Source organism: Melittangium boletus DSM 14713, assembly GCF_002305855.1.
GTDB classification, from domain to species: Bacteria; Myxococcota; Myxococcia; order Myxococcales; family Myxococcaceae; genus Cystobacter; species Cystobacter boletus.
In genome coordinates this window covers 7,279,404-7,298,127 of the sequence record NZ_CP022163.1, presented here as the reverse complement: position 1 = coordinate 7,298,127, position 18,724 = coordinate 7,279,404, and the positions used below count along the sequence as shown (strand labels likewise).

Here is an 18,724-nt window from a genome sequence, read left to right as displayed (position 1 = left end):
CCGAAGCCTTCCCTCCTCGTTCCGCCATCAACGGAAAGAGCGCCTGACCGCCCGGCCTCTTCTTCCCGAGTTTCATGGCTCACCCGTGCCTCGCGGATAGGATGCGGCGCCGCATGTCCTCCGCTCCCCAAATACTCGTCGTGGCCGGTGAAGCGTCCGGTGACGCCCACGCCGCCGAACTCGTCGCGGCCCTCAAGGCCCGCCGCCCGGATCTCACCTTCTTCGGAATGGGAGGCGCGCGACTGGCCGCCCAGGGCGTGGAGTTGATCTACGGCGCCCACGAGGTCAACGTCATGGGCATCACCGAGGTGCTGCCCAAGATTCCGCGCATCCTCCAGGTGATGGGCGGATTGTCCCGAGCCGCCGCGGCTCGCCGTCCCGCCTGCGCCATCCTCGTGGACATCCCCGACTTCAACCTGCGGCTCGCCGCGCGTCTCAAGAAGCTGGGCGTTCCCATCGCCTACTACGTCTCGCCGATGATCTGGGCCTGGCGCCGGGGCCGGGTGAAGACGATCGCCAGGCTGGTGGACCGCATGCTCTGCATCCTCCCCTTCGAGGAGGCCTTCTACCGGGAGGCGGGTGTCGCCGCGCGCTACGTGGGCAGCCCCGTGGTGGAGCAGGTGCCCGCGCCCGCGAGCGCCGCCTCCTTCCGCCAGAAACTGGGATTGTCCCCGGACACGCCCACCCTGGCCCTTCTGCCCGGCAGCCGCATGAGCGAAATCCGCCGCATCCTGCCCACCATGGTCGGCGCGGCGAAGCGATTGGTAGGCGAGCGCCCCGGACTCCAGGTGGTGGTCCCCGTGGCGCCCACCATCGACCGGGAGGAGATCCTCTCGCGCTTCGAGGGCAGCGGCGTGCGACCCGTCCTCGTGGAGGGCCGTGCGCCCGAGGTGGTGGGCGCCAGTGACGCGGCGATCGTCGCCTCGGGAACGGCGGCGCTGGAGGCGGGGCTGATGCAACGGCCCCTGGTGGTGGTCTACCGCGTCTCGCTGCTCACGTACCTCGTGGGCCGCATGCTGTTGAAGGTCGCGCACGTGGCGCTCGTCAACCTGCTGGCCGGACGCCGGGTGGTGCCCGAGCTGCTCCAGGGCGACATGACACCCGAGCGCATCGCCGAGGAGATCCGCCGCCTGTGGGTCCCCGGAGCGCCCCGCGAGGAGATGCTCCAGGGACTGGAGGAAGTGCGCTCGCGGCTCGGGGAGGCCGGGGCCGCCGAGCGCGCGGCCGAGACGGTGCTGGAGTTGCTACCTCCCGCGGAGCCCCTGCGCGCCTCGGTGGGATGACCCGTGGCGCGCGGCCCACCGCGGCCTCAGGCCGAGGCGACGTGGGCCTGGGGTCGCTCCACCGGCGCGCGGCGGCTCACGCGCAGCTTGTAGCTGCTCATGCGCAGGCTCACGCCGGGATGAGCCACCACCTTCTGGTTGGGGAGCGCCTCGAGGTTCACCCGCTGCACCATGACGCTCAAGAGGAGCTGGGCCTCCATCAGCGCGAAGAAGTTGCCCAGGCAGGTGTGCGGGCCCGCGCTGAACGGGATGTAGCTGTAGCGAGGCCGGGCCTTCTCCGCTTCCGGCGCGAAGCGCTCGGGCAGGAACTTCTCGGGCTCGGGGTAGAGCTCCGGGTTGCGGTGCAACGTGTAGGGCGAGATGAGGAGGGTGTCGCTCGTCTTCATCTCATAGCCGTTCACGCGGGTGTCGTGCAGCGGCGCGCGGCTGATGATGTAGCCCGGCGGGTACAGCCGCATGGCCTCCTTGACGACCTGGAGGGTGTAGCTGAGCTTGGGCAGATCCTCGGCGGTCGGCAGACGGCCCCCGAGCACGGAGTCCACCTCCTGCCGCAGCTTCGCGTAGACCTCCGGATTGTGCTGGAGCAGGTACCAGGTCCAGCTCATCCCGATGGCCACCGTTTCGTGGCCCGCGACGAAGATGGTGGAGGCATGGTCCCGGAGCTGCTCGTCCGTCAGACCCTGCCCGTTCTCGTCCCGGAAGCCGATGAGCGAGGAGAGCATGTCCTTGCCCGGATTGCGGCGCCGCTCCTCGATGATCGCCGTCTGTTGGTTGCGGATCGTGGCCAGGGCACGGCGCGTGCGCGCATTGCGCGGAGTGGGCCAGGACAGCGGAAGCGGCACGAGGCTGCTCGACAGGTAGTCGAGGTAGTCCACGCTGACCGTCATCGCGTCGTTGAGCTCGCGCGCCTCGTGCTTGAAGTCCACGTCGAACAAGGTCTTCCCCACGACGCGCATCGTCACCAGGGGCATCTGCTCGGTGATGTCGATGACCTCGCCCTCCGCCCAACCCGCGACCATCTGGGCCGCGTAGTCCGCCATGACGGCCGCGAAATCGGACAGGCGGCGGGGCTGGAAGGCGGGTGCGAGCAGCTTGCGCTGCTGCCGGTGCTCATCCCCGTGGATGATGATGAGGTTGCGCGCGCCCATCAGTGGCACGAGCGCCTGCAGGAGCTTGCCCGAGAAGAACTCATCCGCCTGGTTGATCAACACGGACTGTGCGAGTTGACCCGAGGTGATGAGCAGCATGCGCATGGGACCGACCTGGAACGCGCCAATCTCGGGGCACTCCTGGCTGATGCGCATGAACAACCCCAGGCGGTCTCCGGTGAAGTCACGGAAACTTCCAAGCAGGGGGAGCTCACGGATGTGGGGGATCTGTTTGGAGGGCGACACGTCGGTGGACATGGCTTGCCATCTTAATACAAAATTCCCCCTGGTGACGATCGCCCACCGGGGCAGGCCCGCCCACCGCGGGGAGACGACCTCGGCGCGTCAGAGCACGACGCAGGCACTCACCAGCACCATGCAGTACCAGGCCGTGAAGTACATGTACGTCTGATGATCCGCACGCGGCGTGCGCCACATCACCACGCGCAAGGCGATGGTCCCGCACAGCAGGAACAGCAGGGCGTCACAGACCCGAACGGACCAGCGCTCCCAGGCGGAGTCCATCAGCAGGTAGTGCGTGGTGAAGGCGAGCACCACGAATCCCACGCTCAAGAAGATGCGCGTGGCGCGCTCCCCCAACGCGATGGGCAGGGTGCGCCTGCGGCTGAGCTTGTCCCCCTCGATGTCGCGGAGGTCCTGCGTCGGCGCCAGCACGAACACCGAGATGGCCAGCGTCAACACCCAGGTCCATGCGGTGGGCGTCATGGGCGTCACCAGCTCCCAGGCGGGAACCAGGCCGGCGACGATGCCCACGCCCATGCACAGGTCCTTGCCGAACCAATGCCGGGCCATGCCGACCACGTTGTGCAGGTACGTCACCGTGATCCACACCAAGGCCCAGCCGAGAGCACCCGAGGCCAAGCCCACCACGCAGAACAACAGCGAGTAGCCCCAGAGACGCGCCTGGGCACCCGCCACGGACACGTCCCCGCGCACCAGGGGACGATCCGGCTTGTTGATCCGATCCTCCTCGATGCCGTTGAGCTGGTTGGACAGGCAGAACGTCAACACGTACAGCAGAAAATACGCCGCGCCTCGCGACAGCGCGGAGGCCAGTTGCAACACCGAGCTGTCGACGCTCTGCCACGCCGCCAACAAGAACAGCAGGTTGGGGACGAGTGTCGTCGACAGATCGTAGCGGATGAAGTTCCAGATCAACCGCGGTTCGAACAGCAGCAACCCAAGGCCGGAGCGCCTGGCTTCGGCCTGCGGGAGCCCGGCGGCTCCCACCAGTGAATTGGAGTCCACGGATACCCCTCGAATCGTCTCCGAGGCGGGAGGTGAACTCCCGCGAGCCCCTGCTTTCAAACCCGCCAAGTGTCAGCGCCTGTGATCCGACTTCAAGTTGTGCTCGCCGGCCTGAGCACCCGTCTTGGCACCCTGGACCTGGTTCCAGCCGTAGGCGTCCACGTAACCGGAGACGTTGTGGGCCACGCCGCGCACCAGCTCCATCGCCTCGTCCGAGGCGCGAAGGCGCGTCATCGTCTCCGCCATCAGCTCGGACAGGTCGTTGATGGCCTGGAAGATCTGCCCGATGCCCGCGTTCTGCTGGGTGACGGCCATGGAGATGTGGCGCACCGACTGGGCGTTCTCGCGCACGATGACGGACAGCTGGCGGATGTTCTCGCCCGAGGCGCGCACCTGCTTGAGGCTCTCCTCCACGCGCAGCGTGCCCTGCTCGGTGATGCTCACCGTGGTGCGAATGGCGGAGCTGATGTCCAAGAGGATGTCGCGAACGCTGTTGGTCGCCTTGATGGACTGGTCCGCCAGGATGCGGATTTCACGGGCCACCACGGCGAAGCCCTTGCCGTGTTCACCCGAGCGCACCGCCTCGATGGCGGCGTTGAGCGCCAGCATGTTGGACTGGTCCGCCAGGTCCTTCACCGTGGTGGTGATCTTGCCGATCTGCTTGGCGCGATCATCCAGGGCGCGGATGTGGTTCTCCATCGCCTTGACCTGATCGCGGATGGCCTGCAGGCCCGTGAGGCTCTGCTCGACGGCCGTCTCACCCGAGCGGCTGATCTCGTCGGCCTTCTCCGTCTGACGCAGCACCGCCTCGGCCTTCTGCGACGCCACGAGCGAGGTCTGCTTGATCTCCTGGCTGGTGACCTGGGTCTCCTGGATGGCGGCGGCCTGACGGGTCAGGATCTCGTTCTGCTTGAGGTTGGAGGAGCCCAGTTCCTCGGCGGACTGGCCAAGCTGACGGGCGGAGTCCGCCAGCGACAGCGACAGGTTGCCCAGGCGGTTGAAGACGTTGGCCGTCGCGCGGGACAGGTCGCCGATCTCGTCGGTCGACACCCAGGCGGGCAGCTCGGCCTTGCCCGAGGCCAGCGCCTGGATGGAATCACCCACGGCGCTCGAGCCCTCGGTCTGGTGCCGGGCCAGGCGCAAGGCGGAGATACTGGCGTTGAGGATCAAATAGGCGCCGAGCGCCAGCATCGGGATCAGGGTGCGCTCACGCACCAGCGCGGCGCCCCGGGCCAGCACCTCACCGAACTCGGCCCCGCCGAGCTGCGCGTGCTGAGCGGACAGGAACACGAACACATCGACGATCTGGGTGCCGAGAATGGTCCCCGTCAGCGCCAGCGAGGCGAAGACGAACAGACCGAAGGCGTAGGGCAGGAACCAGCTCTGGCGAATCCAGAAGATGCCCGAGCCCACGAGCGGCTGCGTCGGGTTGGCCTGATAGATGGCGAGCGCGTGGGGGCGAAGCAGCTTCTCGATGCTCAAGCGCACCTGGATCATCACCAGGGCAACCACCGCCAGGGTGACCATCGCGCCCCAGGGCACCGTCCACATGTTCAGCTGGAAGACCGCGCACACGATCCCCATGAGCAGGGCGTTGCTGCCCGTCACCAGCAGCAGCATGAAGATTTCAACGCGCCGGGGCGCCTTCAGGATGCGCACCAGCCGATCCACTTCGGGCTCGCCCCGGACCGGCGTCAGCGCGTGGCGCAGCACCAGGTAGCCGACGAAGAAGGGCCCCAAGACGCCGGACAGCAGCATGATCGGCGGCTGCACGTACGTCTGCATGAACTTCGCCTGCTCGGCGTTGAGACCCATGACCAGGTTGACCAGGTAGGTCAACGGGATGGCCGCGGTCAGCGAGTAGAGCTGATAGGTCCAGAAGACGCGCCAGGAAAGGCGTCGGATCTCGGTTTGGATCGGTTGGGGGCTCGCGCCTGAATCGGACATGGATGACGTTCTTGGGACTGGACTGCAGGTTGATTGCCAAGCTGGAGGTTCATCTCGCGCCGCGGCACCATGAACCGCTCCAGGCCACTACTCTTGTCTCCGCTCCACACGGCAGCACACCCACACCGCAGCCCGCCGCGAGCAAGCCCGGCCATTCTATACAGAGGCCGAAAGACACTTCCAGTCCAGCCCCGGGGCGTGCCTGCTCCCCCCCCACCCAGGCACGCTACCACTTCACGGGCAGCTGTTCGAAACCACGAAACACGAGGCTGTGGTACTTCAATCGCGGCGCATTCTCCTCGTCCAGCCGCAATCCGGGCAGACGGCGCAGGATGACCTCGACGGCGATCTCCAGCTCGCGCCGGGCCAGACCCGCGCCCAGGCAGTGGTGGGGACCATGGCCGAACGTCATGTGCCGCGAGTGCAGGTGGCCGCGCGTGATGTCGAAGCGATCCGGATGAGGGAAGACCGCGGGATCGCGGTTGGCGGCCGCCATGCCCAGGAACACCAGATCTCCCTTGCGCAGCGACTTGCCGCGCAGTTCGAGATCCTCCGCCACGATGCGGTGGAAGAACGGCACCGCCGGGCTGAAACGCATCATCTCGTCCACGGCCGACTGCAACAGCCCTGGATCATCGCGCAGCAGCTGGAGTTGATCCGGATGCGTCAGCAGATCGTAGATGCCGTTGCTCAGCTGGTCCGTGGTGGTGAGGTGTCCGGCCGTGAGCAACAGCGTGGAGGTGACCGCGAGGTCTCCCTCGTCCATCGGCCCGATGTTGCCCTTGTGGCTGGTGAGGATCTGGCTGAGCGCGTCCTGGCCCGGGTGCTCACGAAGCTTCGCGATGTGGCGCACCAGGTAGTCGAACAGCTCCTTCGTGGCCTTGTTCGCCTGACGCGCGATCTCCACCATGTCCACCCCGAGACCGGGGCCGGTGAACTCGGCGAGGGGCTCGGACCAGGCCCGGAACCGCTCGAGGTCCTCCGAGGGAATGCCGAGCACCTCGGCGATCACCAGCGGGGGGAAGCGGTAGGAGATGTCCTTGACCAGGTCCATGCGTCCCTGGTCCTGCACCTGCCCCACCAGCGTCTCGATGGTGCGGTAGATGGTGGGGCGCCAGGACGAGAGCGCCTCGGGGGTGAAGGCCGCCATGGTCTGGCGGCGCATGCGGATGTGATCCGCCCCGTCCTTCATGAGCATCTGGCGCCTGGCGACCGCCAGATAATCCGCGAGCAGATCGGGACCCAGCGCTCCGCCCTGCATCTCGAACATCTTGACCCGGTTCGCGCTGAAGCGCGAATCACGGAAGCAGGCGGACACGTCATCATGCCGTGTGAGGACCCACGCGTGGAGATCCTCCGACCAATACACCGGGTCCGATTGCCGCAACTCCTCGTACAGAGGAAGGGGGTTGAGCAGATTCTCCGGGCTCACCGGATTACGGCTGGGCAGCGGGGCCGAACTCATCAGAATCCTCGTCGCAAGACGCTCTCTACCAAGCCTTCTTAATCTCCAAGATACCTTGCTCGCAGGCGTGACGAGAGTCGACGGAAATCGACGCCGGATTCCGGACAACCGCCTTCCCACGTCCTGTGGGTGCCATACGTACCGGGAGGTGAAAAGTCTAGGAGAGGACTTCGGGCTGCTCTGCTATGTCCCGCCCCTCCATGAATCCAGCGCTGGTCTGCATCCCCACCTACAACGAGCGGGACAACCTCGAGCCCATCACCCGAGCGGTGCTGGCGGCCGATCCACGCGTGGACATCCTCGTCGTCGATGACAACTCGCCGGACGGCACGGGACAGTTGGCGGACGCCCTGGCGGCCCGGGAGCCGCGCATCCGCGTCCTCCACCGGGAGAAGAAGCAGGGACTGGGACGCGCCTACCTCCATGCCTTCCGGCAGGCGCTCGACTGGGGCTACACCTATATCCTCGAGATGGACGCGGACTTCAGCCACGACCCGCGCCACCTGCCCACCCTGCTGGACACCGCCCAGAGCGGAGCGGAGCTCGTGCTGGGCTCGCGCTACGTACCGGGCGGAGGAACCGTCAACTGGGGCGTGGGCCGTCAACTCATCAGCCAGGGCGGCTCGCTCTACGCGCGGAGCATCCTCGGCGTGGGCATCCGCGACCTGACCGGCGGCTTCAAGTGCTTCCACCGCCGGGTGCTCGAGGCCATCGATCTGAACGCGGTGCAGAGCACCGGCTACGCCTTCCAGATCGAACTCACCTACCGCGCCCTCAAGAAGGGCTTCACGGTGCGGGAGGTGCCCATCGTGTTCGAGGATCGCCGCGTGGGTCAGTCCAAGATGAGCCGGCGCATCTTCCTCGAGGCCCTGACGATGGTGTGGAAGTTGCGCCTCACGGTGTAGAGAGGGCGCATGTCCGAGCAGGTCTCACTGTTCCTCGTGTCGCTGCCCGCGGTGCTCTTCGTGGTGGATCCGGTGGGAGTGGTGCCCATCTTCCTCGCGATGACGTCGGGATACTCCGCGGAGAGGATTCGCAGTACCGCCCGGCGCGCGTGCCTGGTGGCGTGCTCGCTGCTGCTCTTCTTCGCGCTCTTCGGCGGCATCATCTTCAAGGTGTTCGGCGTGTCGCTGGGCGCCTTCCGGGTGGCCGGCGGCATCCTCCTGCTCATCACCTCGTTGGACATGCTGCGGGCACGGCCCTCGGAGACACGCACCACGCCCTCGGAAACCGAGGAGGGTGTGGGCAAGGAGGACGTGGCGCTCGTCCCCCTGGCGATGCCCCTGCTCGCGGGCCCGGGCGCGATCGCCACCGCCATGGTGCTCATGGCCCGCGGCGGGGACGATCTGCTGTCCGCCGTGCCCGTGCTCGTGGCCATCGTGCTCACCTTCGTGACGAGCTACCTGGTGCTGCGCGCCGCTGGCTTCGTGCAGCGGGTGCTCAAGCAGTCCGGCGTGGCCATCCTCGAGCGCGTGATGGGACTCATCCTCGCGGCCATCGCGGTGCAGTTCATCGCGGATGGCTGCAAGGATCTCCTGCGCGAGAAGTCCCCGTCGGCCGTGTCTCAGATGCTGGACGCGGCCCAGACGCCCTCGCGCTTGCGAACCGCCCCCTTGGCCTCACCGCCCAGGGACATCCGCTCCGGGCTGGCGCGCTGCGCGTCGTAGACGTAGCCGTCGCCCTGGGGCTGGAGGAAGAGCACCAGCGACTCGCCGGTGATTTCCCGCACCACCTTGAAGGCGGGACCCTCACAGGACGGATCGCCCGCGAAGAGCCGTTCCAGGACGGCGTCGTCCGGCTTGCGCACGAAGACGAGGACCTGGGTGGGACTGGAGTGCCCGTCCTCCACGAGCCCCTGGAGCAAGCGCTGCGGCAGTTGCTCACGCATGAGCGTCTGGATGAGTTCACACTTGCCCGCCTCGTCCGGCTCGGGGACGAGGGGTGCTTGCGCGTGCATGCAGCCAGTGGAGGCAAGGGCGAGCAGGGCGGGTAGCACGAGTCGCTTCATCCGTCGGATCTCCTGGGAGTGCACTACAGATTCCGCCACCGCGGCGGAACCACTTCGGGTCGAAACCCACCCTGGGGAGGGTGCGAGACCCGCGCAACGTGAACCCGGGCCCATCCCGGTCAGGCCGTTGAGAACAGGTCTGTAGCCCGTCAGCATTCCACACCGAGCGCCGATGAACCATCGGCCCTCCAACCTTTTCCAAAAGGCCGGAAGGCAGCCAAGCCTTCAGGGAATACCCACCACGGTGATGCCCGCCTTGTCGGCGTTCCGGAAAAGTTCAGGTGCGTCCAACAGAACCGTCCGCCCTACTTCCAACGCCAAGACCCGGGCACCGACTTCCTGCATGACCGCCAGGGTGCGCGGGCCCACGGCGGGAAGATCGAAGCGGAGGTCCTGCCCCGGCTTGCAGCGCTTCACCACCACGGCGCCCGCGCCGCCGTATTTGCCACCCCGACGAATGGCCTCGTCCGTGCCCTCCACCGCTTCCAGCGCCAGCACGTTGCCGTTGCGCACGATCACCGTCTGGCCCACGTCGGCTTGACCCAGCAACGTGGCGACCTCGCGCCCCAGCGCCACGTCTTTTTCCTGCGCCGGGTGCAACCGGGGACCCGCGAGATGGCCCTCGGGGCACAACGCCTGGGCGAGCCAGTCCGTGGGCGCCACGATGGTGACGCCATGGGACTCGAAATAGTCGGCCACCGCGCGCAGGAGGGCATCATCCCGGACGCTGCGCAGCCGCGAGAGAATGCGCACCGCGCCCAGATCCGGCCGGGCCTCCGTCAACGCGCGCACCCGGCCAATCCCCCCGGCCATCGCCGCCCGCGTGACTCCCGCCTCGCGGAAGATCTTCAGGATGCGGTCCACCTGCCCCAACCGGACCCACGTCAGGGAGGACACCTCGGCGGCCAAGGCCGGATCCACCTCGCCCCGGTGGGCCACGACCACCACGTCCAGCCCCTGTGCCCGGGCCGCGCTGGCGAAGAGGAAGGGCAGGCGGCCGTTGCCCGCGATGAGGCCAATGCGTTCCACGGCGTCGTCAGCGCGTCAGGCCGCGCTTGCTCTGGGCGATGAAGTTCAACAGGTAGTCGATCTCCGACTGGCCACCCAGCTCCGCCTGGAGCCGAGCCACCGCCTCCGCCAACCCCAACTTGGAGCGGAAGAGAATCTTGTAGGCCTCCTTGATGCGGCCCACCTGCTCCTCGCTGAACCCATGGCGCTGCAAGCCCACGACGTTGAGCCCGGACAGCTCCGCCCGGTCCCCTTGCGCCGTGCAGTAGGGCAGCACGTCCATGGTCACCATGGAGCCCCCGGCGATGAACGAGTGCTTGCCCAGGCGGGTGAACTGATGCACCGCGGACAGGCCACCGAGGATGACGAAGTCCTCCACGGTCACGTGGCCAGCCAGCGCCACGCTGTTGGCGACGATGCAGCCGTTGCCCACCACGCAGTCATGGGCCACGTGGCTGTAGGCCATGAACATGTTGTTGTGACCGACCCGTGTCACCCCTCCGCCCCCCACCGTGCCGATGTGCAGGGTGGCGGACTCACGGATGGTGTTGCCATCGCCAATGATGAGCTCGGTGTCCTCGCCCGCGTACTTGAGATCCTGCGGGACACCGCCCACCGCGGCGAACGGGAAGACGCGGTTGCGCTCACCCATCGTGGTGCGGCCATCGATGACGACGTGGGGTCCCACGTGAGAACCCGCGCCAATCGTCACCTTGGCGCCGATGATGGAATAGGGACCAACCTCCACGGTGTCATGGAGACGGGCACCGGGATGGACCACCGCCGTGGGATGAACCTGCGCCATGGTGTCTCCCTTATCCTCTCAGGACGCCTCGGCGGTGGAGCCGCCGTTGTCTTTGCCCTTGTCCTTGTCCACGACCGTGGCCAGGAACTCGCCCTCCGCCACCTTCACGCCCTCGACCGTGGCCGTGCCCTTCGTCTTCCAGATGCCGCCCTTGTGACGGATCACCTCGATGTTGAGCTGGAGCCTGTCACCCGGCACCACGGGCTTGCGGAAGCGCGCCCCGTCCACGCCCATCAGGTAGGACAGGCTCCGGGCCGGATCGAGTTGCGACGTCTTGTAGGCGAGGATCGCCGACGCCTGGGCCAGTGCCTCCAGAATGAGCACCCCCGGCATCACCGGATGGCCTGGGAAATGGCCATTGAAGAAGGGCTCGTTCATGGTGACGTTCTTGTAGGCCGTGATCTTCTGGCCCGGAACGATCTCCACCACCCGATCCACCAGCAGGAACGGATAGCGGTGGGGCAGCAACTGCTGGATCTCCTGGATGTCCATCATCCGCCCTTCTCTTTCTCGAGCATCTCCACCCTGCGCCGCAGGGTGCGCACTTCCTTGAGCAGATCCCCCAACTGCCCGAGCGCCGCCGACGCGCGCAACCACTCCTTGTGAGGCATGGCCGGCGTACCGCTCACCGTCTGGCCATCCTCCACGTCCTGCGCCACACCGGACTGGGCGCCCACCTTGGCCATGTCGCCCACGCGGATGTGCCCCACCACCCCCACCTGCCCCGCCAACACCACGCCCGTGCCCAGCTCCGAGGAACCGGAGACGCCCGCCTGCGCGCACAGGAGCGACAACGGGCCCACCTTCACGTTGTGGGCGATCTGCACCAGGTTGTCGATCTTCGTTCCACGGCCAATGACCGTCTCGCCGAGCGTTGCGCGATCGATGGTGGTGCAGGCGCCCACCTCGACGTCATCCTCGATGCGCACGATGCCCGCCTGGGGAACCTTGTAGTGCTCCGGGCCCCGGGCGCCCTCGGGATTGAAGGCGAAGCCAAAGCCGTCCGCGCCCACCACGCACGAGGCATGGAGCATCACGCGCGCGCCCACCACGCAGTGCTCGCGCACGGTGACGTTGGGATAGAGCAGACAGTCCTCGCCAATGACCGCCGCCTCGCCCACATAGACACCGGGGAAGAGCACCGTGCGCGCCCCCACCCGTGCCCCCTTGTCCACCGTGGCGCCCGCCATCACCGTGGCGTCCGGATGCACGCTCGCCTCGGGATGCACGTGCGCCCCCGGGCTCACGCCCGCCGCGTACGTCGGCAACGGATGGAAGAGCCGAGAGATCTGGGCGAAGGCCAAGTGCGGATTGGCCACGCGCACCAGGGACACGCCCTCCCGGGGCGTGGCATCCCGCCCCACCAGCACGGCCGACGCCCGGGTGGCGTCGTACTGCTTGCGGTAGCGCGTGTTGCCGTAGAAGGACAACTCACCCGAGCCCGCCTCGACGAGCCCGTTGAGTCCACTGATCAGAAGGCCAGCATCGCCGAGGAGTTCCCCACCCACGTGGGTGGCGAGCTCCCCGAGCCGGCGAGGAGTCTGTGCGTGCACGCGAGCGCCTTACTTCTTCGGGGCGACCGGAGCGTCCTTCGCCTTGCCCTTGCCGCCGTTGTACGAGCGGATGACCTCGTTCGTCAGGTCATACTGGCTCAGCGCGAACACGAGGCCGGAGTCCCGCTTCTCGAAGACCATGCCCAGACCGTCGCGGTCGGCGATCGTCTTGATGACATCGTCGATCCTCGCGATGATCGGCTCCATCTCCTTGCGCTCGCGCTCGGCGGCCTCGGAGCGGCTCTTCTCCCACTTCTGGGCCAGGTCGTAGATCTTCTTCTGAAGATCCGTCGCCTTCTGGATGCGCGTCTCCTCGCTCATCGCGCTCGCCTGCTTGTCCAGCGTCTCCTTCTCCTTGCGCAGGACCTCCTGCTCGGCGTCGATCTCCTTCTGCCGCGACTCGAGCCACTTCTGCAGGCGGGCCTTGGCCGCCTTGCCGTCATCCACCTCGAGCATGACGCGCTGGTAATCCACGTATCCCAGCTTCAGGTCGGCGGCGGCCGCCAGGGTGGGCACCGCGAGCGACAGGGTGATGGCCAGGACCGACAGTTTGCTTCGAAGCGACATGTGCGACAGCTCCTCGGGGAAGTTTCAGGGAATCGACGTCCCGACCGGTGGCTCTGTTCAATGGCGGCCCAGAAGGGCCACCGAACAGGCCGGACGAGCGACCTATCAGAAGAAATTGCCGATCGTAAACTCGAAGAGGATGGGCTGATCATCCGCCCGCCTCGTGAGCGGGATTCCCCACTCGAAGCGCAAGGGACCGACCGGCGAGAACCACCGGAAACCGAACCCCACCGACTGAAAGAGGCCCAGGGGAATCTTGTCCTGCTTGTCCTGGAAGAAGCGCTCGTTCGACGCGTAGGCGTTACCCGCGTCGTAGAAGACCACGCCCCGGATACCGGCCTTCTCGAAGACGGGGAATTCCAGCTCCAGGTTGAGGATCAGCTGCTTGTTGCCGCCCACGTCGATGCGGGAGATGACTGCATCGGGCGAACTCGAGCTGGGCGCGGACAGGTTGGGGCTGATGCTGCGCAGGAAGTAGCCGCGCAGCGAGTTGATGCCACCCAGGTAGTAGAGCTCGGAGATGGGCAGCGGCCGGTTGGTGTCCAGTGGCTGGATGTAGCCGATGGTGGCGTTCGTCTTGAAGACGGCGCCCAGGGGCAGCGGGAAGTACAGGCGCGAGTAGGCCGTATAGCGAGCGAAGAGGAACGAGCCGCCCAGGAAGCTGGGCGCGTACTCCACCGAGCCGTAGTGGATGAAGCCCTTGGACGGAAAGAGCCGGTTGTTGCGCTTGTCGTAGGTGACGGACAGGCGCGCGGAACTCGTCACGCCACTGAGGAAGCGGTTGGCCAGCAGCACTCCGCCCAGGCTGGGTGAGGCCGCGACGCTCACGTGCTCCTGCGAGTAACCCACGTTGACGAGCAGGTCCTCGAGCACCTGATAGCCCAGGGAGAGGTTTCCACCCGTGGACTGACGGATGAAGCTGTTGTTGCCGTAGTCCGCCTCCACCCGGAAGAAGTCCGCGGACAGCAGGTAGCGGGTGTCCAGGAAGTACGGATCGAAGTACGACAACTGCACGAGCGAGCGCAGGCTGGAGATCTGCGCCGAGGCCGACACGCTCTGGCCCCAGCCGAGGAAGTTGTTCTGCGACACCTGGGCCGTGAAGATGAAGTTCTCCACGTTGGAGAAGCCAAGGCCCACCTGGAAGGTGCCCGTGGCCTTTTCCTTCACCTCCACCTGGATGGCGATGGTGTCGTCCCGCGAGCCCGGCTTCTGGGTGACTTCCACCGACTCGAAGAAGCCCAACGCCGTCACGCGCTCCTTGCTGCGGCGCATGCCCGTGCCATTGAAGAGCTCGCCCTCGTAGACGCGCAGCTCACGGCGGATCACCTTGTCGCGCGTCTTCGAGTTGCCCACGACCTCGATGCGCTCGATGGTGACCTGAGGCCCCTTCTGCACTTCGAAGGTCAGGTCGACCGTGCGCGCGTCCGCGTTGATGTTGGTGATGGGGTTGATGTTCGCGTAGGCGTAGCCACGGTCGTAATAGACGTCCGTGACGGACTGGATGTCCTGGCCGAGCTGCGTGCGGCTGAAGTGCTGTCCCGTGCTGGACGTCATCAGGCGGGACAGTTCCGCCTCGGGGACCACCAGGTCGCCGGAGAAGCCGATCTTCCCGATGTCGTAGCGCTCCCCTTCCGTCACCTTGAGGGTGATGTAGATGTAGCGCTTGTCGGGAGAGAGCGAGACGCTGGGCTTGTCCACGCGGACGTTGATGAAGCCCTCGTCGTAGTAGGTCGCCTGGATGACCGCCAGGTCACGCTGGAACACCTCCTCGCGGTAGGTGCCCTCGCCCGTGATGAAGGAGAGGTAGCCGCCCTCCTTGGTGAGCATCACTTCCTTGAGCCGCGAGGCGGGGACCTTCTCCGCCCCCAGGAAGATGATGTCCTTCACCATCACCTTGGAGTTCTCGTCGATGTTGAACACCACATCGACCTGGCCCCCCTCCACGGGCACGATCTTGTGGCCCACCTCGGCGAGGAAGTAGCCCTTGTCGATGTACTTCTCCTGGATCTTCTTCTGGGTGCGGCGCACCGCGTCCAGATCCAGGATGGTGAGCGCCTTGACCTCGATGGACTCCTTGAGATCGTCCTGGCTCAGTTCGTCGTTACCGGCGAGCTTCACCGCGCGGATGGAGGGGCGCTCCTGCACCCTCACCACATAGGTGACGCCTCCCGACGGCAGGCGCTGCACCAGCAACTGCACGTCGCTGAAATAGCCGAGCGCCCACACCGCCCGGAGATCCTCGGGCGTCCGGGCCGGATCGAAGACGGTGCCCACCTGAGTGCGCAATACCCGACGGATGGCCTCGGACTCGACGCGCCGGTTGCCCTCGATGCGGATGTCGGTGACTTCCCCCTCGCGCACCTCCCGGTCGGCATCCACCGGGGCGTCGGAAGGAGGGGGCGCGGGAGCCGGAGCGGCCGGAGGCGATTCCCCGCCCTCCTGCGCGAGCACATGGCCGGGCATCACCGTCCATGCGGCGGCGAGGAGCGGGAAAAGAAACCTGAGCGAGAGAACGGGGAGCCTCAAGAGCAATCGGCCGGTAAAGGGCGGGGCAATCTACGGGAGGACTTCGGCGGGGCTCAATGAGAAATCGCGGGAAGGTGGGCCCCCCGCCCTCACGCCTCGGTCACCTGGCCGGCGTTCAACCTCAGCCGACGGGGCATGGACTCGGCCAGGGTGGCGTTGTGGGTCACCACCACGCAGGTGATTCCCAGGTCCCGGTTCACCTCCCGTAACAATTGGTGGATGCCCTCGCCGGTGACTGGGTCCAGGTTGCCCGTGGGCTCGTCGGCCAGGAGAACCGGGGGTTTGAGCACCAGGGCCCGAGCCAGGGCCACGCGCTGAGCCTCGCCACCAGACAGTTCCCCCGGACGGTGGTCCACCCGGGCCCCCAGCCCCACTCGCTCCAGGAGTTCGCGCGCGTAGGCGTAGGACGGGGCCCGCTCCCGGCGCTGGACGAGCGCCGGCATGGCCACGTTCTCCAGCGCGGTGAACTCGGGCAGCAGATAGTGGCTCTGGAAGACGAAGCCGATGGTGCGGTTGCGGAAGTCGGCGATCTCCGCGTCGTTCATCGCGAAGACATTCCGATCCTCGAAGAACAGTTCGCCCGCGGCCGGCATGTCCAGCGTGCCGAGCACGTGCAGGAAGGTGCTCTTGCCCGCGCCGGACGCGCCGATCATGCTCACCATCTCCCCCTTCTCGATGTCCAGGGAGACGCCGCGCAGCACGTCGATGCGCTTGCCGTGCAGGAAGTAGCTCTTGAAGACGTTGCGGATGGAGAGCAGTGCCATCGTCCTCACTCCGCCTTCAGGCCTTCCACCGGCTCCACGCTGCTCGCCTTGAGCGCGGGATAGATGGACGCCAGGTAGGTGACCAGCACCGCGATGACCACCGCGAGCGCCGTCTGCACCGGCTCGATCTTCACCGGCAGGTTCGGGATGTAATAGACGGACGGGTCCAGTTTGATGCCCACCTTCAGGATGAAGTAGCACCACGAGAGCCCCGAGAAGAGCCCCAGCAGACCTCCCGCCACGCCAATCTGCAGGCCCTCGGCGAGGAAGATCTTCACGATGCCGCCGTCGGAGACGCCCAAGGCCTTGAGCACGGCGATCTCCTTGCGCTTCTCCAGCACCAACATGATGACCGTGGCCACGATGAGACCCGCGGCCACGATGATGATGATGGACAGGATGATGCCCATCACCAGCTTCTCCAGCCGCAGCGCGGAGAAGATGTTGCGGTGGATTTCTCCCCAGTCCCGCGAACGGTAGGGATAGCCGCCCAGCTCTCGCGACACCTGCGTGGAGATGCGCCGCGCGTCATCCACGTCCGCCACCTTCAACTCGATGCCCGTGGGCCCATCCGAGTTGAAGAGCTTCTGCGCCTCGCCCAACAGGATGTAGGCGAACTTGGCGTCGTACTCGTACATGCCCGAGTAGAAGATACCCGCCACGCGATAGGCGCGGCTCTTGGGAATGAGGCCCGCGGGGCCCAGCTCCGCGCCCTGCGGAGAGATGACGTTCACCCGGTCCCCCACCACCACGCGCAGGATGGTGGCCAGCTCGCGGCCGAGCACGATGCCGGGCAGCACCTTCTGCTCGGCGCTCTGCGTGGGCTTGCCGATGATGGGATCGAACTCCTCGTCCGGCTCTTCCTCCGTCTGGGGCTTGGAGCCCAGGCCGAGCGAGCGCCGGGGCGCGATCTTCTCGGGGGTCTCCAGGTTGTCCAGACTGCCTCCGGGCAGCATGTTCATGCGCAGATCCAGCACCGAGCCCACCGTCTCCGGGTCGATGCCCTTGAGCACGATGCCCTGCACCTCGTCGTCGGCGAGCACCATCACCGGGTTGTCGATGGACGGCGTCTGCCCCACCACGCCCGGCACCTTGGCGATCTGCTGCATCACCCGCTTGTAGTCGGTCAGGCGGCCCGCGTACTTCGACACCACCACGTGCGAGTGCGCGCCGAGGATCTTGTTCTGCAGATCCTCCTCGAAGCCGCTCATCACCGACAGGACGATGATGAGCGCCATCACGCCCACGCCCACGCCGCCCACCGACAGCGCCGTCATCATCATGGTGGGCGATTGTTCGCGCAGCTTGAGCCGGTTGAGCGCCGCGGCGGCGGCGAGCGGATCCTGCAAGCCCAGCGCGCGGATGCGCGTGCGCTCCACGGCCGCCTCCACCGCGCGGATGATGCCGTAGACGATGAGCGGCGGGACGATGCCGAACAGGAGCACCGCCAGCGTGCCCAGCAGCAGCGAGGGCCGGAACACCCCCACGTGGCGCCGGGCGACGAACAGCTCGAAGCCCAGCTTCATGTCCACGCGGCCACTGCCCGCGGCGATGAACCCCGTGTTGATGCCCAGCACCAGCATGAGCACCAGCAGCGAGAACACCAGCCAGTAGCCCACCACCGGGCGGCCGAGCATGTCCGCCACGTACGTCACTTCCCGCAGCCGGTAGCCCAGGGACACCTGGAGGTCCGGCAACTGCTCCATCAGCGTCAGGCCCACCGGCACCGGCAGGCCCAGGTAGATGACACCGATGGTGGCCTCGGGCATGGCCAGCCGCCGCGCGCGCGAGGCGCCCACGAAGCCACAGGCGAAGGCCACGAACGAGGCCACCACGAGCGAGACGGCGAAGGCGATCGTCGGCGCCAGGCCGCCCCGCTCCGCTCCCGCGGAGCCCCCACCACTGGACAGGAACGTCTGCAGCAGGATGAGCACCAGCTCCGACAGCAGCATGCCTCCGCCGTAGGCGCCCAGGGTGCTCCAATAGAAGTCCCGGTACTGCGCCAGCCGCGGGTAGAGCACCGCGCCCGCCGCCGCGCTCGGACCCTCGCTCGGAGCGGGAGCCCGCCGGATGCCGCTGGCCAGGATGACCCAGCCCACCAGCCAGGCCGCCGCGCCCAACCAGAGATACTCGGTTCCCGGTACCCTCACCGAGGAGGGCACCGCGGACTGGACCGAGGCCAGCCCCACCGCGTTGAGCGTCTGCACGAGCCCGCCCCACCCCAGCGTGGACAGCCCGAACACCGAGGCCACGCGCACCCACGCGTCCGCCTGGGTGACGGCCACGCCGAGCAGGATGGCACCCACCAGCGCCACCAGGGCGCCGCTCCAGATGAGACTCCAGCGGTAGACAGTCTGCCGTTCGGCGTTCACGCGGGGTTC

The 18,724-nt window shown here is 66.9% G+C and carries 15 protein-coding genes and 1 pseudogene; 3 read left to right on the top strand and 13 right to left on the bottom strand.

The features are described 5' to 3' along the window. Positions 1-113: 113 nt before the first annotated feature. Positions 114-1,283, top strand: coding sequence for a lipid-A-disaccharide synthase (lpxB, locus tag MEBOL_RS30310; protein WP_095980707.1), 1,170 nt, complete (start codon positions 114-116; stop codon positions 1,281-1,283). Between the two features lie 26 nt (positions 1,284-1,309). Here lpxB and MEBOL_RS30305 read toward each other — a convergent pair whose 3' ends face one another. The 4 genes from MEBOL_RS30305 to MEBOL_RS30290 all read right to left on the bottom strand — a co-directional run bounded on the left by MEBOL_RS30305 (position 1,310) and on the right by MEBOL_RS30290 (position 7,112). Then, entirely contained in the window at positions 1,310-2,689 is a 1,380-nt protein-coding gene (locus MEBOL_RS30305) for a cytochrome P450 (RefSeq protein ID WP_095980706.1), read from the bottom strand. An 87-nt stretch (positions 2,690-2,776) separates the two neighbouring features. After that, complete coding sequence (locus MEBOL_RS30300) at positions 2,777-3,700, bottom strand: UbiA family prenyltransferase (RefSeq protein ID WP_157823762.1); 924 nt, start codon at positions 3,698-3,700, stop codon at positions 2,777-2,779. Positions 3,701-3,772: 72 nt separating this feature from the next. Then, entirely contained in the window at positions 3,773-5,647 is a 1,875-nt protein-coding gene (locus MEBOL_RS30295; protein ID WP_095980704.1) for a methyl-accepting chemotaxis protein, read from the bottom strand. A gap of 226 nt (positions 5,648-5,873) precedes the next feature. Next, positions 5,874-7,112, bottom strand: coding sequence for a cytochrome P450 (locus tag MEBOL_RS30290; RefSeq protein WP_095980703.1), 1,239 nt, complete (start codon positions 7,110-7,112; stop codon positions 5,874-5,876). A gap of 200 nt (positions 7,113-7,312) precedes the next feature. On the opposite strand from MEBOL_RS30290, the gene MEBOL_RS30285 reads away from it, so the two are divergent. Together MEBOL_RS30285 and MEBOL_RS30280 are read left to right on the top strand one after the other, a co-directional pair. Beyond that, a complete protein-coding gene (locus MEBOL_RS30285; protein WP_095983094.1) occupies positions 7,313-8,017 on the top strand; it encodes a polyprenol monophosphomannose synthase in 705 nt (234 codons plus the stop codon). Between the two features lie 9 nt (positions 8,018-8,026). Beyond that, positions 8,027-8,653 (top strand): annotated as a pseudogene (locus MEBOL_RS30280) (MarC family protein); the annotation flags it as partial. A 23-nt stretch (positions 8,654-8,676) separates the two neighbouring features. Here MEBOL_RS30280 and MEBOL_RS30275 read toward each other — a convergent pair. The 9 genes from MEBOL_RS30275 to MEBOL_RS30235 all read right to left on the bottom strand — a co-directional run bounded on the left by MEBOL_RS30275 (position 8,677) and on the right by MEBOL_RS30235 (position 18,715). After that, positions 8,677-9,120, bottom strand: coding sequence for a hypothetical protein (locus tag MEBOL_RS30275; RefSeq protein WP_095980701.1), 444 nt, complete (start codon positions 9,118-9,120; stop codon positions 8,677-8,679). A gap of 225 nt (positions 9,121-9,345) precedes the next feature. Next, positions 9,346-10,149 (bottom strand): LpxI family protein, encoded by an 804-nt coding sequence (locus tag MEBOL_RS30270; RefSeq protein ID WP_095980700.1) that lies wholly within the window; start codon positions 10,147-10,149, stop codon positions 9,346-9,348. 7 nt (positions 10,150-10,156) lie between these two features. Continuing rightward, positions 10,157-10,933: an acyl-ACP--UDP-N-acetylglucosamine O-acyltransferase gene (lpxA, locus tag MEBOL_RS30265; RefSeq protein ID WP_095980699.1), complete on the bottom strand. Its 777-nt coding sequence runs from the start codon at positions 10,931-10,933 to the stop codon at positions 10,157-10,159. Between the two features lie 18 nt (positions 10,934-10,951). Beyond that, a complete protein-coding gene (gene fabZ, locus MEBOL_RS30260; protein WP_095980698.1) occupies positions 10,952-11,425 on the bottom strand; it encodes a 3-hydroxyacyl-ACP dehydratase FabZ in 474 nt (157 codons plus the stop codon). Then, on the bottom strand, positions 11,425-12,486 hold the full coding sequence (gene lpxD / locus MEBOL_RS30255) for a UDP-3-O-(3-hydroxymyristoyl)glucosamine N-acyltransferase (RefSeq protein ID WP_095980697.1): 1,062 nt from the start codon (positions 12,484-12,486) through the stop codon (positions 11,425-11,427). The genes fabZ and lpxD overlap by 1 nt, the downstream gene beginning before the upstream one ends. A gap of 9 nt (positions 12,487-12,495) precedes the next feature. Further along, positions 12,496-13,053, bottom strand: coding sequence for an OmpH/Skp family outer membrane protein (locus MEBOL_RS30250; protein WP_095980696.1), 558 nt, complete (start codon positions 13,051-13,053; stop codon positions 12,496-12,498). Positions 13,054-13,158: 105 nt separating this feature from the next. After that, positions 13,159-15,516: an outer membrane protein assembly factor BamA gene (bamA, locus tag MEBOL_RS30245; protein WP_095980695.1), complete on the bottom strand. Its 2,358-nt coding sequence runs from the start codon at positions 15,514-15,516 to the stop codon at positions 13,159-13,161. A gap of 152 nt (positions 15,517-15,668) precedes the next feature. After that, positions 15,669-16,343, bottom strand: a complete 675-nt coding sequence (locus tag MEBOL_RS30240; protein WP_095980694.1) for an ABC transporter ATP-binding protein — start codon at positions 16,341-16,343, stop codon at positions 15,669-15,671. 5 nt (positions 16,344-16,348) lie between these two features. Beyond that, positions 16,349-18,715, bottom strand: coding sequence for an ABC transporter permease (locus MEBOL_RS30235; protein ID WP_095980693.1), 2,367 nt, complete (start codon positions 18,713-18,715; stop codon positions 16,349-16,351). Positions 18,716-18,724: the final 9 nt, after the last annotated feature.

What these genes read in the sequence shown, in the direction of transcription:
- lpxB (WP_095980707.1), top strand. Translation starts at nt 114, where the DNA reads ATGTCCTCCGCTCCCCAAATACTCGTCGTGGCCGGTGAAGCGTCCGGT.
- MEBOL_RS30305 (WP_095980706.1), bottom strand. Translation starts at nt 2,689, where the DNA reads ATGTCCACCGACGTGTCGCCCTCCAAACAGATCCCCCACATCCGTGAG.
- MEBOL_RS30295 (WP_095980704.1), bottom strand. Translation starts at nt 5,647, where the DNA reads ATGTCCGATTCAGGCGCGAGCCCCCAACCGATCCAAACCGAGATCCGA.
- MEBOL_RS30290 (WP_095980703.1), bottom strand. Translation starts at nt 7,112, where the DNA reads ATGAGTTCGGCCCCGCTGCCCAGCCGTAATCCGGTGAGCCCGGAGAAT.
- MEBOL_RS30285 (WP_095983094.1), top strand. Translation starts at nt 7,313, where the DNA reads ATGAATCCAGCGCTGGTCTGCATCCCCACCTACAACGAGCGGGACAAC.
- MEBOL_RS30275 (WP_095980701.1), bottom strand. Translation starts at nt 9,120, where the DNA reads ATGAAGCGACTCGTGCTACCCGCCCTGCTCGCCCTTGCCTCCACTGGC.
- lpxA (WP_095980699.1), bottom strand. Translation starts at nt 10,933, where the DNA reads ATGGCGCAGGTTCATCCCACGGCGGTGGTCCATCCCGGTGCCCGTCTC.
- fabZ (WP_095980698.1), bottom strand. Translation starts at nt 11,425, where the DNA reads ATGGACATCCAGGAGATCCAGCAGTTGCTGCCCCACCGCTATCCGTTC.
- MEBOL_RS30250 (WP_095980696.1), bottom strand. Translation starts at nt 13,053, where the DNA reads ATGTCGCTTCGAAGCAAACTGTCGGTCCTGGCCATCACCCTGTCGCTC.
- bamA (WP_095980695.1), bottom strand. Translation starts at nt 15,516, where the DNA reads ATGCCCGGCCATGTGCTCGCGCAGGAGGGCGGGGAATCGCCTCCGGCC.
- MEBOL_RS30240 (WP_095980694.1), bottom strand. Translation starts at nt 16,343, where the DNA reads ATGGCACTGCTCTCCATCCGCAACGTCTTCAAGAGCTACTTCCTGCAC.